The sequence below is a fragment of the Streptomyces sp. URMC 124 genome (assembly GCF_051386455.1).
In the GTDB taxonomy this organism is placed as follows: Bacteria; Actinomycetota; Actinomycetes; order Streptomycetales; family Streptomycetaceae; genus Streptomyces.
Window position 1 is genome coordinate 16,662 of the sequence record NZ_JBPQTS010000078.1, and the last position, 15,502, is coordinate 32,163.

12 protein-coding genes are annotated in these 15,502 nt (G+C 74.2%); 4 read left to right on the forward strand and 8 right to left on the reverse strand.

What is annotated here, in order from left to right; translation table 11 throughout:
- Window positions 1-16: 16 nt before the first annotated feature.
- A complete protein-coding gene (gene treY, locus ACSNOG_RS18015; RefSeq protein WP_436753662.1) occupies window positions 17-2,407 on the reverse strand; it encodes a malto-oligosyltrehalose synthase in 2,391 nt (796 codons plus the stop codon).
- A 41-nt stretch (window positions 2,408-2,448) separates the two neighbouring features.
- Window positions 2,449-4,575: a glycogen debranching protein GlgX gene (gene glgX / locus ACSNOG_RS18020; protein ID WP_436753663.1), complete on the reverse strand. Its 2,127-nt coding sequence runs from the start codon at window positions 4,573-4,575 to the stop codon at window positions 2,449-2,451.
- Between the two features lie 471 nt (window positions 4,576-5,046).
- Here glgX and ACSNOG_RS18025 point away from each other — a divergent pair, with 471 nt between their 5' ends.
- Window positions 5,047-6,294 (forward strand): SAV2148 family HEPN domain-containing protein, encoded by a 1,248-nt coding sequence (locus ACSNOG_RS18025; RefSeq protein WP_436753664.1) that lies wholly within the window; start codon window positions 5,047-5,049, stop codon window positions 6,292-6,294.
- A 103-nt stretch (window positions 6,295-6,397) separates the two neighbouring features.
- Window positions 6,398-7,120: a 3'-5' exonuclease gene (locus ACSNOG_RS18030; protein WP_436753665.1), complete on the forward strand. Its 723-nt coding sequence runs from the start codon at window positions 6,398-6,400 to the stop codon at window positions 7,118-7,120.
- Between the two features lie 191 nt (window positions 7,121-7,311).
- Here the strand turns inward: ACSNOG_RS18030 and ACSNOG_RS18035 are convergent, their stop codons facing one another.
- On the reverse strand, window positions 7,312-8,199 hold the full coding sequence (locus ACSNOG_RS18035) for a phosphotransferase enzyme family protein (RefSeq protein WP_436753666.1): 888 nt from the start codon (window positions 8,197-8,199) through the stop codon (window positions 7,312-7,314).
- A 394-nt stretch (window positions 8,200-8,593) separates the two neighbouring features.
- Between ACSNOG_RS18035 and ACSNOG_RS18040 the strand changes: the two genes are divergently transcribed.
- Entirely contained in the window at window positions 8,594-9,820 is a 1,227-nt protein-coding gene (locus ACSNOG_RS18040) for a S8 family peptidase (RefSeq protein ID WP_436753667.1), read from the forward strand.
- A gap of 148 nt (window positions 9,821-9,968) precedes the next feature.
- Window positions 9,969-10,637, forward strand: a complete 669-nt coding sequence (locus tag ACSNOG_RS18045; protein WP_436753668.1) for a LysE family translocator — start codon at window positions 9,969-9,971, stop codon at window positions 10,635-10,637.
- A 46-nt stretch (window positions 10,638-10,683) separates the two neighbouring features.
- On the opposite strand, the gene ACSNOG_RS18050 is transcribed toward ACSNOG_RS18045, so the two are convergent.
- The 5 genes from ACSNOG_RS18050 to ACSNOG_RS18070 form a co-directional block, all read right to left on the reverse strand.
- Complete coding sequence (locus tag ACSNOG_RS18050) at window positions 10,684-11,523, reverse strand: NmrA family NAD(P)-binding protein (RefSeq protein WP_436753669.1); 840 nt, start codon at window positions 11,521-11,523, stop codon at window positions 10,684-10,686.
- Between the two features lie 242 nt (window positions 11,524-11,765).
- On the reverse strand, window positions 11,766-12,542 hold the full coding sequence (locus tag ACSNOG_RS18055; protein ID WP_436753670.1) for a sirohydrochlorin chelatase: 777 nt from the start codon (window positions 12,540-12,542) through the stop codon (window positions 11,766-11,768).
- Window positions 12,539-13,441: an ABC transporter permease gene (locus ACSNOG_RS18060; protein ID WP_436753671.1), complete on the reverse strand. Its 903-nt coding sequence runs from the start codon at window positions 13,439-13,441 to the stop codon at window positions 12,539-12,541. The genes ACSNOG_RS18055 and ACSNOG_RS18060 overlap by 4 nt, the downstream gene beginning before the upstream one ends.
- On the reverse strand, window positions 13,428-14,231 hold the full coding sequence (locus ACSNOG_RS18065; protein WP_436753672.1) for an ABC transporter ATP-binding protein: 804 nt from the start codon (window positions 14,229-14,231) through the stop codon (window positions 13,428-13,430). Before ACSNOG_RS18065 ends, ACSNOG_RS18060 begins: the two co-directional genes overlap by 14 nt.
- 44 nt (window positions 14,232-14,275) lie before the next feature.
- The gene (locus ACSNOG_RS18070) at window positions 14,276-15,406 is read right to left on the reverse strand and encodes an ABC transporter substrate-binding protein (RefSeq protein ID WP_436753673.1); all 1,131 of its coding nucleotides are present in this window, start codon (window positions 15,404-15,406) and stop codon (window positions 14,276-14,278) included.
- Window positions 15,407-15,502 lie beyond the last annotated feature (96 nt).

Genomic DNA, 15,502 nt, shown 5'->3' on the forward strand with positions numbered 1-15,502 from the left:
GCGGAGCGTCCGGCGCTCAATCCCGCACGAGCAGCGCCACCGGCCACCGCTCCAGGAGCTCGGACAGAGCCACGGGCGCCCCATGCGTGGCGCCCGTCAGCACCTCGCGCCACCGCCCACGCCCCGGCAGCGCCAGCACCGTCCCCCGCAGCCCCCCGTCCTGCGCCAGCCGCCCGTGCAGGCGCGAGACGACGGTGACCGCGGCACCGGAACGGGCGAAGGCCACGCAGTGCCAGGCGGCCGGCCCCTCGGCGGTCAGGGGCTCGTACGAGGCGCCGGGGCCGAACCACTCGGGGCGCTCGCGGCGCAGCCGCAGCACGGTGCGGGTCAGGTGCAGCTTCTCGGCGGACAAGCCTTCGTCAACCGCACCGGCTTCGGCCTCCGGGAAGACCGGCGCCCGCCGGTTGTCCGGGTCGACCAGGGCGGCGTAGGCGCGCTCCGTGCCCATGTACAGGTCGGGCACGCCCGGCATGGTCAGGTGCAGCAGGGCCGCGCCGAGCGTGTTCGCCCGCACGGACGGCCACAGCGCGTCTTCCAGGGGCGCGAGGACGGTGCGGGCCGCCCCGCACGGATGGGCGGCGACGAAGGCCTCCACGGCCGTCTCGTAGGCCGCGTCGGGCTCGGTCCACGTCGTGCGCAGCCCCGCCTCGCGCACGCTCTTCAGCACCGCGGGCGCGAGCCGGGACGCGTCCGCCGGGCCGAGTCCGAAGGCGCTCTGCCAGGCGAGCCACGCCACGTGCGGGTCGGGCGCGCACGGCTCGGCGGCCTCGGCCGCCAGCCGGTCCATCAGGTCCGCCCACCGGCCGGGGCACTCGCTGAGGGCCGCGATCCGGGCCCGCACGTCGGCGCTGCGTTTGGTGTCGTGCGTGGACAGCACGGTCCCGGTCGCGGGCCAGTCGTGCTGCAGGCGGGCGCAGTAGGCGTGGAACTCCTCCGGGGAGACGGCCGGCCGCCCGGGGTCGCCGCCGACCTCCGCGGCCGAGAGCAGGGGCGCGTGCCGGTAGAAGGCGGTGTCCTCGACGGACTTGGCGCGCAGCGCGGAGGCCGTCTGCGCGAACCGCGCGCAGAAGTCCCGCTGGTCCGGCCCCTGCCCCAGGCGGCCGAGCGCCGCGTCCCGTACGACGTCGGCCGCGCAGGCCTCCTCGGGCACGGCGAAGACGCCGCGCGCGTCCTGTGCGGCCCGGTCGAGCAGGGCGGCGTCCACGGGGGCCGGGGGCCGCCCGGGCACGGCGTAGGGCCGGTAGACGGGCAGCCGCACGAGGATCTCGCGCAGGGCGGTGCGCAGGGCCCAGGGCGCGGTGTCGCGCAGCCGGTGCGAGCCCTCGCAGATCCGGCCGGCCGTGCGCACCAGCCGCTCGGTCTCCGCGGCCAGCTCGTGGGTGATCACCTTGTACGCGGCGCGGCGCACCGTCGCGGGCCAGTCGCCGCCGCGGTCGGGCGGCAGGCCGGTGAAGGCGCGGTAGCGGGCGCCCAGCTCGGCGGCGCCCGCGGGGTCGACGAAGAGGCCGTCGAGGTGGCGCAGCGCGTCGTAGCCGGTGGTCCCGGCCACGGGCCAGTCGGGCAGCCGCTCGTCGCGGCCGAGGATCTTCTCGACGACCGTCCACCGGCCGTCGGTGACCTCGGCGAGGCGGTGGAGGTAGCCGGCGGGGTCGGCGAGCCCGTCCGGGTGGTCGACGCGCAGCCCGTCGGCCACCCCTTCGCGCAGCAGCTGCACCACCTTGCCGTGGGTGGCGGCGAAGACCTCCGGGTCCTCCACGCGGACCGCGATCAGCTCGGAGACGGTGAAGAAGCGGCGGTAGTTCAGCTCCGTGCGGGCCAGCCGCCACCAGGCGGGCCGGTACCACTGGGCGTCCAGCAGGTCGGGCAGCGGCAGCTGCTCCGTGCCGGGCCGCAGCGGGAAGGCGTGGTCGTGGTAGCGCAGGACGCGCTCGGCGCCGTGTCCCGCGACACCGAAGTGGCGCAGCTCCCCGCCGAGCGGGCCGGCCAGCACGGGCAGCAGCACCTTGCCGCCGTGCTCGGCCCAGTCGATGTCGAACCAGCGTGCGTAGCGCGAGGCCGGACCGTCGCGCAGGACCTCCCAGAGCGGGCCGTTGAGCGTCGCGGGCGCGGGCACGGCCATGTGGTTCGGGACGATGTCGAGGATCAGGCCGAGCCCGTGCTCCCGGGCGGTGCGCGCCAGCGACCGCAGGCCCTCCTCGCCGCCGAGCTCGGCCCGCACGGCCGAGTGGTCGACGACGTCGTAGCCGTGCGTGGAGCCGGGGACGGCCTCCAGGACGGGCGACAGGTGCAGGTGGGACACCCCGAGGGAGGCCAGGTAGGGCACGGCCTCCTCGGCCGCCCGGAAGGGGAAGGCGGGCTGGAGCTGCAGCCGGTAGGTGGCGGTCGGCACAGTGCTGTGGAGCCTCATGGGAACGTACGTACCCACTAGCGGCGGCCTTGCCGCAAGGACTACGCCGGGCGCTGCAACACGGTGAGGCTGCGGTCGGCCAGCGTCAGGCGGTCACCCGCCCGGACCTTCGGGCCGTCCGTCTCCACTCCGGCGGGGCCCGCCGTGTCCACCACGACCTGCCACTGCCGGCCGTGGTCGGCGGGCACGACGAAGTCGAGCGGCTTGTCGTGCGCGTTGAACATCAGCAGGAAGGAGTCGTCGACGACCGGCTCGCCGCGCGGCCCGGGCTCGGAGATCGCCCCGCCGTTGAGGAAGACCGTCAGCGACTTGGCCTGGGCGGCCTGCCAGTCGCTGTCCCGCATCTCTTCACCCTCGTGGGTGAACCAGGCGATGTCGGACAGCTCGTCGTGGGTGCCCTGCACCGGGCGGCCGTGGAAGAAGCGGCGGCGCCGGAAGACCGGGTGGTCGCGGCGCAGCCACACCATCGCCCGGGTGAAGGCGAGCATCCGCCGGGCGCGCGCGGAGGAGCCGTCCTCCGGGCGGGGCCAGTGCACCCAGGAGACGTCGTTGTCCTGGCAGTACGCGTTGTTGTTGCCCCCCTGGCTGCGCGCGAACTCGTCCCCGTGGCTGAGCATCGGCACGCCCTGCGAGACCATCAGGGTGGCGATGAAGTTGCGCATCTGGCGCTCGCGCAGCGCCAGCACCTGCGGGTCGTCGCTCTCGCCCTCCGCCCCGCAGTTCCAGGACCGGTTGTGGCTCTCGCCGTCGCGGTTGTCCTCGCCGTTGTCCTCGTTGTGCTTGTCGTTGTACGCGACGAGGTCGTGCAGGGTGAAGCCGTCGTGGCAGGTGACGAAGTTGACGGAGGCCAGGGGGCGCCTGCCGTCGCCCTGGTAGAGGTCGGAGGAGCCGGTGAGCCGGGAGCCGAACTCCGCCAGGGTGGCCGGCTCGCCGCGCCACAGGTCCCGCGCGGTGTCCCGGAACTTTCCGTTCCACTCGGCCCACAGCGGGGGGAAGTTCCCGACCTGGTACCCCCCCTCACCGACGTCCCACGGCTCCGCGATGAGCTTCACCCGGCTGACCACTGGGTCCTGCTGCACCAGGTCGAAGAAGGACGAGAGCCGGTCCACCTCGTGGAACTGGCGCGCGAGCGTCGCCGCCAGGTCGAAGCGGAAACCGTCCACGTGCATCTCGGTCACCCAGTACCGCAGCGAGTCCATGATGAGCTGCAGGACGTGCGGGCTGCGCATCAGCAGGGAATTGCCGGTGCCGGTGGTGTCCATGTAGTACTGCGGGTCGTCCGCGAGCCGGTAGTACGAGGCGTTGTCCAGGCCCCGGAAGGACAGCGTGGGCCCCAGGTGGCTGCCCTCGGCGGTGTGGTTGTAGACCACATCGAGAATGACCTCGATGCCCGCGGCGTGCAGCGCCCGCACCGCCGACTTGAACTCCAGCACCTGCTGGCCCCGGTCGCCCCAGGAGGCGTAGGCGTTGTGCGGGGCGAAGAAGCCGATGGTGTTGTAGCCCCAGTAGTTGGCGAGGCCCTCGTCCACCAGCCGGTGGTCGTTGACGAACTGATGGACCGGCATCAGCTCGATCGCCGTGATCCCCAGCTCCGTCAGGTGCTCGATCACCGCCGGGTGGGCCAGCGCCGCGTACGTGCCCCGGATCTCCTGCGGAAGCGCCGGGTGGCGCATCGTCAGGCCCTTGACGTGCGCCTCGTAGATGACCGTGCGGTGGTAGTCGGTGCGCGGCGGACGGTCGTCCCCCCAGTCGAAGTACGGATTGACGACGACCGACGTCATCATGTGCGGCGCCGAGTCCATGTCGTTGCGCTTGTCCGGCCGCCCGAAGTGATAGCCGTAGACGGCCTCGCCCCAGTCGACGGCCCCGCTCACGGCCCGGGCGTAGGGGTCCAGCAGCAGCTTGGCGGAGTTGCAGCGGTGGCCGCGCTCCGGCTCGTGGGGCCCGTGCACGCGGAAGCCGTACCGCTGACCCGGCATCACCCCCGGCAGGTACGCGTGCCGCACGAAGGCGTCGCTCTCGCGCAGCTCCACCGCCGTCTCCGAGCCGTCGTCGTGCAGCAGGCACAGCTCGACGCGCTCGGCGACCTCCGAGAAGACCGCGAAGTTGGTGCCGGCGCCGTCGTACGTCGCGCCGAGGGGGTACGCCTGTCCCGGCCAGACCTGCATCGACTCTTCCGTTCTTCCGTTGTCCCAGGCTGTCCTCGGGGGCCGTCCTCGCCGCCGCACGCGCCGGCCGTCCTGTTCGAAACGCGCGTACGGGCCGAAGCGGCATCTTCGCCCAATCGGACCGGACGGGCCGCCCTTTCGTCAGATCTTCCCCAAAAGGAGCGCAACCACAGCCCCCTTCGGCTCGTCCGACCGGGTGACCCGGCCGGGACGAGCACCCCCCTCGCACCACCCCCTCGGGCCCCCGGAACCGGCGGCCCCGGCGCGCCCGGACGCCCTCCCGCACGGCTCTCACCGCGCGTTTTGCGCCCCCGCCGCTATGAAACGGCTCACTCCCCGCGCCGGGCGGGCGGACAACGGGTTTCCGGAACGGGAGAGTTGGCGGAGGACCGCACCCCTCCGGGTGCAGGGCCCGCCGCCCGCACAGTAGTCTGCCTTGATCGTTGGACGGGGGCGGAAGGGCGGTGCACTGTGAGCTCGGGCGGGCTGGAGCTGCCCCCTGGAGACGGAAGTCCCGGGGGTGACGGCTCGGCCGACACACCTCCCGGCGCCGTGTCCTTGGCACGCCCCGTGGAGATCGGTGCCGCACTGGAGTGGGACGCCGAAGCGTGGGGCGAGGTGCGCACCCGCGCCCGGCGGGCCGGCCGGGCGTACATCTGGCTCAACCTCGTGGAGCAGCGGCTGCGCGCCGTCGTCGCCGCCGTCCTGCGGCCCGTCTACGAGCCGGTGCACGGCGAGGACGAGTGGGTCGTCGCCGCGGCCGGCCCGGCCGGGCAGGAGTGGGTGCAGCGGGCCGTGGCCGTGCGCGAGGTCAGCCGCCGCAAGGGCTACCTCCTGGACCCCGCCGACGACAACGTCCTCAGCTTCCTGACCCTGCCCCAGCTGCGCGAGCTCCTCGTCCAGCACTGGCCCTGCTTCGAGCCGTACCTCGACGACCGGCGCGAGCTGGAGCTGGCACTGGACGAGCTGGAGGTCACGCGCAACGTCGTCTCCCGCAACCGGGCCCTGTCCGAGACCGTCCTCGCCCAGGCCGAGCGGGCCGCGGGCCGGCTGCTGACGATCCTCGGCGGCGGCAGCGGCGGCGGCACGGGCGCCCGGTCCGCCGACCGGCTGCCCGTCGACGCCGTCGAGGACATCGTGGGCGACCGCTACGCCGACGTCGTGGGCGTCCACCCCGACCGGGTCCGGCTGCAGCGGCAGCTGCCCGTGGAGGACCTCTTCGGCAGCGCCCGCCGCCTCGACGCCGTCGGCATAGGCCTGAACCTGCTCGTCCAGAACTACTCGGGGCGCCGGCTGGTCCGGCTCGCCGAGGCCGGCTGCCGGGCTCGCCTGCTCTTCCTCAACCCCGCCAGCAGCGCCGTGCGGCGCCGGGAGCGGGAGCTGGGCATCAAGAAGGGCGAGATGAGCCGGTCCGTCGAGATGAACATCATGCACATGCGGCGCGTGCGGGACCGGCTGCGGGACACCGCCGCCTTCGAGATCCGCGTCTTCGACGAGACGCCGCGCTTCACCGCCTACCTCGTCAACGGCGACGGCCCGGACGGCCTGGCCGTCGTCCAGTCGTACCTGCGCAAGGCCCGCGGCATGGAAGCCCCCGTGCTGGTGCTGCGCGGCGGCGGGACCGTCGTCCGCGACGGGCGCGAGCCCGAGCACGGGCTCTTCGAGACCTACCGCGAGGAGTTCGAGAGCGTATGGGCGGACTCGCGGCCGGTCTCGTGACCGCCGCCCGCGGCGGCGTCCCCGCAGGCCGGGACGGGGCGCTGTCAGTGGGGCGTGCGACGCTGGGGACCAGTCGGGGGAAGCACCACGAAGGGGGACCGCGATGGGGTGGCATCAGGAGCTGCTGATCGGCTTCGACCTGGAGACCACGGGCACGGATCCGGCCGAGGCGAGGATCGTCACGGCGGCCGTCGTCGAGACCAAGGGCGGGGAGCCCGTCGGCCGCCGGGAGTGGCTGGCCGACCCCGGCGTCCCCATCCCGGACGAGGCCGCGGCCATCCACGGCATCACCAGCGAGCGCGCAGCCCTCGGCCGGCCCGCCCGCGAGGTGGCCGACGAGATAGCGGACATCCTGGTCGCGCACTGGTCGGCGGGCGCCGCCGTCGTCGCCTACAACGCCGCCTTCGACCTCACCATCCTCGCGGCGGAGCTCCGGCGGCACGGGCTGCCCTCCCTCGCGGAGCGGCTGGCGGCCGCGGGCGGCGCGGTCGCCGCCGGCGAGGCGACCGGCCCGGTCGTCGACCCGCTCACCATGGACCGCGCGCTCGACCGCTACCGCAAGGGCAAGCGGAACCTGGAGACGGTCTGCCGGGTCTACGGCGTCACCCTGGAGGACGCCCACGAGGCCGGCGCCGACGCCCTCGCCGCCGTCCGGGTCGCCTGCGCCCTCGCCGAGCACTATCCGGACGTGGCCGGAGCGGCCCCCTGGGACCTCCACCGGGACCAGGAGCGGTGGTACGCGGACTGGGCGAGCGGATACGAGGCGTGGCTCCGCCGGCAGGGTGACGCGACGGCGGTGGTGGACGCCCGCTGGCCCCTGCGCTGACCCCGGCGGTTCCGCTGCGCGTACCGGCTCCGGGGCCTCGCGTTCCGCCGGGGACGGCCCTTGCGGTGCCGCTTCCGCCGTCGCAAGGTCGCGCCCCGTAAGGGGCGCGGGGAACTGCGCGACCAGCCACGCACGGCCGCAGCCTGCCGACCACCCGTCCGGCAGGGCCCCTCAGCCTGGAGGGGGGAACCTCAGAACGGATACCACCGCACCGTGGCGTCACCCTCCCGCAGCGACGCCACCCGGCGGGCGAACTCCGCACGAGCCGCCGCGTTGCCGGGGGCGTGCTGGGCCACCCACGCGCAGCTCGCCGTCTCGCGCGCGCCGCGCAGGACCGGGCAGCCGTCCCACTCCCGCACGTCCCAGCCGTACGTCTGCACGAAGGTGTCGTAGGCCGCGTCCGGAAGGCCGTAGCGGTCCTTGCTGAGGGCGAGGACGACGAGGTCGTGCTCGCGCAGGTCGCCCGAGAAGGTCTCCAGGTCCACCAGGACCGGCCCGTCCGGGCCGATGTGCACGTTGCGGGGGAGGGCGTCCCCGTGGATCGGACCCCGCGGCAGGTGCGGGGTGAGGGCCGCGGCCCGGGCCGCGAAGCCGTCGCGCCGCTCGCGCAGGTACGCCGCGTCCGCGGGGTCGATCGCGTCCCCCGCCAGCCGCAGCCACCGCTCGACGCCGCCGAGCAGCTCGCGCCGGGGCAGGGCGAAGTCCGGGGCGGGCAGGGCGTGGAGGACGCGCAGCAGCGCGGCGAGGTCGGCGGGTCCGGCCGGCCGCACGGCCTCGGGCAGCCGGTGCCAGAGCGTCACCGGGTGCCCTTCGGCCGTCCGCGGCGCGGCCTCGGCGGCGCGCACCGCCGGGACGCCGCGCTCCGCGAGCCAGGCGGCGACCCGCAGTTCGTGACGCGCCCGCTCCAGCAGTGCCGCGTCGCGGCCCACCTTGACGACGAGCCCGCCGGCGGCGAAGACCGCGTTCTCGCCGAGCGCGAGCAGGGCCGCGTCGTCCGCCCGCACCTCCGGCACCGCCGCCGCGAGGAGCCCGCGCGCCCGCCGCTCCGTGAATGCCGTGCTCTCCACCGCGTCCGCCACTGCGCCCGCACCTTTCCCACCGGCGGCGACCGCCGCACGCTTCCTCGTCCGACCGTCACGCTACCCGGCCGCCCACGCATGGCCGGAAAGAGATCATTGGACGATACGTATCGTCTTGCTGCCCCTCCCGCCGGACTTTCCGTCGCCCTTCTCATCAGGGCTCGCCCTGCGCTCAGTTGATGCACCGTCAGTGCCCAAATTGCCTTCCTTCAAAGGGGTTTGGCATTACGCAACGACGTTGCCTATGTCACAAAACCCCGTGGGGGTTGAACTGCCCGCGTCAAATCCGACAGGGTTTCGAAGCACCCCGGAGCGGCCTCTTCCGTCACTCCGGGCGTGCAGTGACACACGCTCAATTCCCCCCACACCACACGCACGAGGAGGAAACCTCGTCATGGCAGCACACAAGCGCACCGGCCGGCGACGGACCGTCCTGGCGATATCCGCCGCAGCCGCCGTCACCGCCGGAGCCACCCTCCTGGCCCTGCCGGCCGGCGCCGCTCCCGCCCCCGAAGGGACCGTCTACGGCACCAACGCCAAGGGCGCGATCGAGGGCAGCTACATCGTCATGCTGAAGGACGGCAAGGGCGCGGCCGCGAAGTCCGTCTCCGCGCAGGGCGGCGACCTCGCCCAGAAGTACGGCGGCAAGCTCGGCCGCACCTACGACTCGGCGATCCACGGCTTCTCCGCCAGCGGTCTCGACGAGACCGAGGCCAAGCGCCTCGCCGCCGACCCCGCCGTCGCCAAGGTCGTCCAGAACCACCGCTTCACCGCCAGCGCCACCCAGGAGGCCCCACCCTCCTGGGGCCTGGACCGCATCGACCAGACCGAGACCAAGGGCGACGGCAAGTACGCCTACCCCGACGGCGCGGGCGAGGGCGTCACCGCGTACGTCATCGACACCGGTGTCCACATCAGCCACAAGGACTTCGGAGGCCGCGCCTCCTTCGGCTTCAACGCCGTCGACAAGAGCGACAAGGCCGAGGACGACAACGGCCACGGCACCCACGTCGCGGGCACCATCGCCGGCACGGCGCACGGCGTCGCCAAGAAGGCCAAGATCGTGGCCGTCAAGGTCCTGGACGGCCAGGGCTCCGGCTCCACCGAGCAGGTCGTCGCGGGCATCGACTGGGTCACCAAGAACCACAAGGGCCCCTCGGTCGCGAACATGAGCCTCGGTGGCGGGGCGGACGAGGCGCTCGACGCGGCCGTGCAGAAGGCCATCGCCTCCGGCGTCACCTTCGCCATCGCGGCGGGCAACGAGTCCTCCGACGCGGGCAGCAGCTCCCCGGCCCGGGTGAAGGAGGCCATCACGGTCGCCTCCACCACCAAGGACGACCAGCAGTCGGACTTCTCCAACTTCGGCGGCGTGGTCGACCTCTACGCCCCCGGCTCGGACATCACCTCCGACTGGAACGACAGCGACTCCGGCACCAAGACGATCTCCGGTACGTCGATGGCCACGCCGCACGTGGCGGGCGCCGCCGCCGTCTACCTCGGCGCCCACAAGGACGCCACCCCGGAGCAGGTCGCCGGTGCGCTCGTCAAGGGCGCGACGTCCGACAAGGTCTCCAACCCGAGCGCGGGGACGCCCAACAAGCTGCTGAAGGTCACCGAATAGCAGCCCCGGCTCATCGGCCGGCCGCCGCTCCCCACCCCCACGGGGAGCGGCGGCCGTGTTCGTTGCCGTGTGCACGCTCCTGGTTAAGCTCCGGTCATCACACGAGTCTCGATCACCACATGAGCCTCTAGAAGATCAGGAGTCCAACGTGACGGCAGCGATACTCGGATTCACCCTCTTCTCCCTCCTGGTGGCCATGGCACCGGGCCCGGACACCCTCCTGGTCCTGCGCAACTGCCTGCGCGGCGGCCGCCGTACGGGCAGCGCCACCGCCCTCGGCGCGGCGGTCGGCTCGCTCGCCTGGGGCGTGGCCGCGGCGTTCGGCCTCGCCGCCGCCCTGCAGCGCTGGGACGCGGCCTTCACCGTCGTCCGGCTCGCGGGCGCCGCCTACCTCGTCCTCCTCGGCGCCCAGGCCCTGTGGGCCCACCGCCCGCGCCGCGCGGGCGCCTCCGGCGCGCCGTCCGGCGAGCCCGGGGCCGCGGCCCTGCGGGAGCAGGCCCCCGCCACTGCCGCGCCGCGCGCGGCCGAGGCGTTCCGCCAGGGCCTGCTGAGCTGCCTGCTCAACCCCAAGGTCGGCGTCTTCTTCGTCGCCGTCGTCCCCCAGTTCCTGCCCGAGGGCGGCTCGCCGTTCGGGGTGACCCTGCTCTTCGGCGTGATCGACGCGGTCGTGGCCGCGGTGTGGATGCTGCTCGTCGCGGTCTGCGCCGCCCGCATGATCACCTGGCTGCGCCGCCCGCGCGTCAGCCGCAACCTCGAACGCGCCACGGGCGGCGTCCTGGTGGCCCTGGGCATCGGCACGGCGGCGGAGACGGCCTGAGGCCGCTCCGGGGACGGGCGCCGGAGAGGGGAGCCGGGAACGGGCCTCAGGGGCGGAAGTCCGCGGCGTGGTCCTCCACCCACGTGGCGAACGTACGGGCCGGGCGGCCCGTCAGCTCCTCCACGCCTCCCGCGAGCGTCCCCGGCCTGCCGTCGGACGACTTCCAGAAGGCGAGCAGCGCATCGGCGAAGTGCCCGGGGAGGTAGGGGCCCGCGGCCTCCTTCCAGGCCTCGGGCGAGACGTGGTTGACGGTCACGGGTGTGCCGGTGACGCGCGAGATCTGCTCGGCCTGGTCGAGGAAGGACAGGCTCTCCGGCCCGCTGAGGGTGTACGCGCCGCCGTGCCGCGCGGGGTCGGTGAGGACGGTGAACGCCGCCTCGGCCAGGTCCTGTTCGTGGAGGGGGTCGGTGTAGGAGCCGGGGTAGGGCAGGTCCACCGTGCCGGTGGCTTTGATGGAGCGGGCCCAGGCCAGCGCGTTGGTGGCGAAGACGCCCGGCCGCAGGAAGGTCGCGGTGACCGGCCCGGCGGCCAGGGCCTGCTCGGCCTCCCAGTGCGGGCGGGCGACGGGGTGCGTGGCGGCGTCGGGGTAGCGCACGGAGCTCGACGAGAGCAGCACGATGTGCCGGACGCCGGCGTCCGCGGCCGCCCGGGCGAAGGCGGCGGTGTGCGAGGCCTCCGCGTAGAGGAAGACGGACGTGACGCCGTCGAGCGCCGCGCGGAAGGTCTCCGGCTCGTCGAGCGCGAGGCGCAGCGAGGGGACGCCGTCCGGCAGCGCGAGCTCGCCGGGGGTGCGGGAGGCGGCCCGGACGGCGTGGCCGCGGGTGTGCAGGAGGTCGATCAGCGCGCGGCCGACGCGGCCGCGGCTGCCGGTGACGAGGGTGGTCATGTCCTCGGGTGCCCTTCTGGGAAACGCCGCCGGTGCGGGGGCCGCACGGCGTGCGAGGAGTACGTAAGACGTTTCGCGGGACGCCCCATTGCGTCGCGTGATCATTGTGGCGCGCACCATCGCGTCGCGGGCCTGCTCGCCGGGAACGCGACCGGCCGGGCACCGGCGGGGCCGCCCGCCGTGCGGCGCGCCGCGCCGGCCCCGGCGACTGCCTGACGCAAGGGCGCGGAGGTCGGCCGTACTCAGGCCGAACGCCTGCGGTCCGCCGGCCGGGCCTCGGAGAACACCCCCTGCGCCGCTTCCTCTTCGTAGCGCCGCACCACCAGCGCCACCACCTCGGGCGCCGCCCCCAGCACGCCCGCCAGGACGTCCGCGCCGCCCTCCGCCGCACCCCGCGCGATGCGGTCCGGCAGCCGGCCGGGAGCGAGGACGTACGGGGCGACCGCCACCCGGCGGGCACCGTCGGCGCGCAGGGCGCGCACGGCGTCCGCCACGTGCGGCGGGGAGGCGGAGGCGAACGCGGGCCGCACGGCGCACCAACCGCTGCGCCGCCACTCCCGCGCGATATCAGCGATCACCGCGTTCGCCTCCGGGTCGGAGGAGCCCGCCGCGGCCAGGACGACCCCGGTCGGGCGCCGGTCGCCGAGCGGCAGACCGGCTTCTCGCAGCCGCCGCTCCAGGGCGGCGGTCAGCAGGGGAGCGGGCCCCAGCACCTGAGCCTGCGTCACCCGCAGGCCCGGCAGCCCCGCCGTCGCCGCCCGCAGCACGGCCGGGATGTCGGCCTTGGCGTGGAAGGCGCGGGTCAGCAGCAGGGGCACGGCGACGACGTCGCGCACGCCCTCCGCCGCCAGCCGCTCCAGCACCCGCGGCACGCTCGGCACGCAGAAGTCGAGGAAACCCACCTCGACCCGGAGCCCGGGCCGCGCCGCGGCCACCCGCGCGCGCAGTTCCAGGACGGCGGCCGCGTGGCGCGGGTCGCGGCTGCCGTGCGCGACGAGGAGCAGGGGCGGTGCGGTCATCGGTTCGCCGCCGCCAGTCCGCGCGTCCGCAGCACTCGCCGCTCCAGCGGGCTGAAGACGGCGAGGTCGATGGCGATGCCCACGAAGAGGATGAGCAGGATGCCGAGGAGGACCCCCGGCATGTCGGAGTCGGTGCGCGCGTTCTCCAGGTACTGCCCGAGCCCCAGGCCCAGATCGGGGGAGGAGGCGATGAGTTCGGCGGCCATCAGGGACCGCCAGGAGAACGCCCAGCCCTGCTTGAGGCCCGCGATGTAGCCGGGGAGCGCGGCGGGCAGCAGGACGTGCCGGGCGCCGCGCAGCCCCGTGGCGCCCATGGTGCGCCCGGCCCGCAGGTACAGCGGCGGCACCTGGTCGATGCCGGACACCAGGCCGTTGGCGATGGAGGGCACCGCGCCCAGCAGGATCACCGCGTACATCGCCGCGTCGGTGATGCCGAGCCAGATCACCGCCGCGGGCACCCAGGCGACCGACGGCAGCGACTGCAGCCCGGACAGGACCGGGCCGAGCGCGGCCCGGACGAACCTCACCCGCGCGACCAGCAGGCCGAGCGGCGTGCCGAGGGCGAGCGCCGCGGCGAAGCCCAGCAGGCCGCGCGAGACCGACGTCCAGACGATGTCCAGCAGCGTGCCCCGTAGCCACAGCTCCTGAAGGCTGTGCCACACCGCGGACGGATCGGGCAGCTTGTAGGCGTCGGTGACCTCCGCGACGACCAGCAGCTTCCAGACCGCGAGGACCAGGACGACGGCCGTCAGGGGCGGCAGCACCTTGTGCAGCAGCACCTGCGCGAAGGGGGCCCGCCGGACCTCCACCGCGTCCAGGGCGTCGAGCCCGGCCTCCAGGCCGGCGAGGTCGTGCGGGCCGCCGGAGGTGCTCCGGGGACTCGTCTCAGTGCCTGCCATGACGGCGGATCTCCCCCCGCAGTTCTTCGGTGATCTCGACGGACAGGTCCGCCACCGCCGCGTCCTCGATGCGGCGGGGCTGGGGTATGTCCACGGCCCACTGCCGGGCCACTCGCCCCGGCCGCGAGGACAGCAGCACGACGCGCTGCGCGAGCCGCACCGCCTCGCGGACGTTGTGCGTGACGAACAGCACCGACAGCGATGTCCCGGACCAGATGCGGGTCAGCTCGTGGTGCAGGACGTCCCGGGTGATCGCGTCCAGTGCCGCGAACGGCTCGTCCATCAGGAGCACTTGGCTGTCCTGCGCCAGGGCGCGGGCGAGCGCGACGCGCTGCCGCATGCCGCCCGACAGCTCGTGCACGCGCTTGCCGTACGCGCCGGAGAGCCGTACGAGCTCCAGGAGCCGCTCCGCCTCCGGCCGCCGCTCCGCGCGGGGCACGCCGCGCAGCCGCAGCGCCAGTTCGACGTTGCGCCCGGCGGTGAGCCAGGGGAACAGCGCGTGCTCCTGGAACAGCAGCGCCGGGCGGCCGCCGGGCACCTCGATGGTCCCGGCGGTCGGCCGGTCCAGCCCGGCCACCAGGTTCAGCAGGGTGGACTTGCCGCAGCCCGAGGCCCCCAGGAGGCACACGAACTCGCCGGGGCGCACCTCCAGCGAGATGTCGTCCAGCACGGGCTGGGCCGTGCCGGGCCGGCCGAAGGACTTGTGGACGTTCTCGATCCGGACCGCCGCGGGCTCGCGGCCCGCGAGCTCGGCCGGGCCGGCCTTGTCGGTCGTCAGTGCCGGGGCCATCCGGTCACCTCCTGGGGATGGGGCGGGATACGACGGGCGGGCGGCTACTGCTTGCCGAGCTTCGCGGCGGTCACCGCGGGCCTGCCCTCGGCCTTGAGGATCTTGTTGAGCACGGTCAGGTCGTAGATCCCCGCCAGGTCCGGCTCCTCCAGCAGCCCGGCCTTGACGGCGTGGGCGGCCTCGGCCTCCAGCGAGGCGGCCAGCGGGTCGTCGAGGACCTCGATGGACTTCCAGGCCGGGTCGAGGATCCCGGCCGGCAGCTCCTTACCGGAGAGCCTCTTGAGCGCCGTGTTCGCCGAAGCCTTCGCCTTCTCGGGGTCGGCCTTGATCCAGGCGTTCGTCTTCACCGAGCCGCGCAGCACGGCCTCGACCACGTCGGGGTGCGCGTCCAGGAACTTCTGCGACACGATCACGTTGGTGATGACGAACTTCCCGTCAGGCCACAGCGCGGACTCGTCCAGGAGCACCCTGCCGCCCTCGGAGACCAGCTTCGAGGCGGTCGGCTCCGGCACCCACGCACCGTCCACCGAACCGGACTTGAAGGCGTCGGGGGTCACCTTGTTGTCCGTGCGGACGACCGAGACGTCGCCCTTGCCGCTCTGCGGGTCGACCTTCCAGCCCTTCTCCGCGATCCAGTGGAGGAACGCCACGTCCTGGGTGTTGCCCTTCTGCGGGGTGGCGATCCGCTTGCCCTTGACGTCGTCCGGAGAGGAGATCTTCTTGGGGTCGACGACCAGCTTCACCCCGCCCGAGGCCGAGCCCGAGATGATGCGCAGGCTCTTGCCCTTGGACTTCACGTAGCCGTTGATCGCGGGCGACGGGCCGATCCAGCCGATGTCGATAGAGCCCGCGTTGAGCGCCTCGATCTCGGACGGGCCCGCGTTGAACGTGGTCGAGCGGAGCTTGGTGCCGCCCAGCTCCTTCTGCAGCAGCCCCTCCTGCTCGCCGACCAGCGGCGTGGCGTGGGTGATGTTGGGGAAGTAGCCGATCCGGACGGTGTCGGCGGAGAGCTTCCTGCCGTGCGTGTCCTTCCCCCCGGCGGACCCGGCGGACCCCGCGGCGGCGGTGTCCTTCTCCGAGCCGTAGCCGCAGGCGCCGAGGGCGCCGATCAGCAGGGGCAGGGCGGCGACGGCGGCGAGTGCGCGGCGGCGGGCGGAGCGGGCGGCGGCGGGCACGAGGGGTCCTCTCGACGGGGCCGGGGTACGGCTAGGGGACGCCCAGCGCTGCGGCGGGGCGTAAGGGAACGGGCGGGTGCGGGGGGAAGCGGGGCG

Excerpts from the sequence above, each read along its gene's own strand:
- treY (WP_436753662.1), bottom strand. The coding sequence starts at position 2,407 with ATGAGGCTCCACAGCACTGTGCCGACCGCCACCTACCGGCTGCAGCTC.
- glgX (WP_436753663.1), bottom strand. The coding sequence starts at position 4,575 with ATGCAGGTCTGGCCGGGACAGGCGTACCCCCTCGGCGCGACGTACGAC.
- ACSNOG_RS18030 (WP_436753665.1), top strand. The coding sequence starts at position 6,398 with ATGGGGTGGCATCAGGAGCTGCTGATCGGCTTCGACCTGGAGACCACG.
- ACSNOG_RS18040 (WP_436753667.1), top strand. The coding sequence starts at position 8,594 with ATGGCAGCACACAAGCGCACCGGCCGGCGACGGACCGTCCTGGCGATA.
- ACSNOG_RS18050 (WP_436753669.1), bottom strand. The coding sequence starts at position 11,523 with ATGACCACCCTCGTCACCGGCAGCCGCGGCCGCGTCGGCCGCGCGCTG.
- ACSNOG_RS18055 (WP_436753670.1), bottom strand. The coding sequence starts at position 12,542 with ATGACCGCACCGCCCCTGCTCCTCGTCGCGCACGGCAGCCGCGACCCG.
- ACSNOG_RS18060 (WP_436753671.1), bottom strand. The coding sequence starts at position 13,441 with ATGGCAGGCACTGAGACGAGTCCCCGGAGCACCTCCGGCGGCCCGCAC.
- ACSNOG_RS18065 (WP_436753672.1), bottom strand. The coding sequence starts at position 14,231 with ATGGCCCCGGCACTGACGACCGACAAGGCCGGCCCGGCCGAGCTCGCG.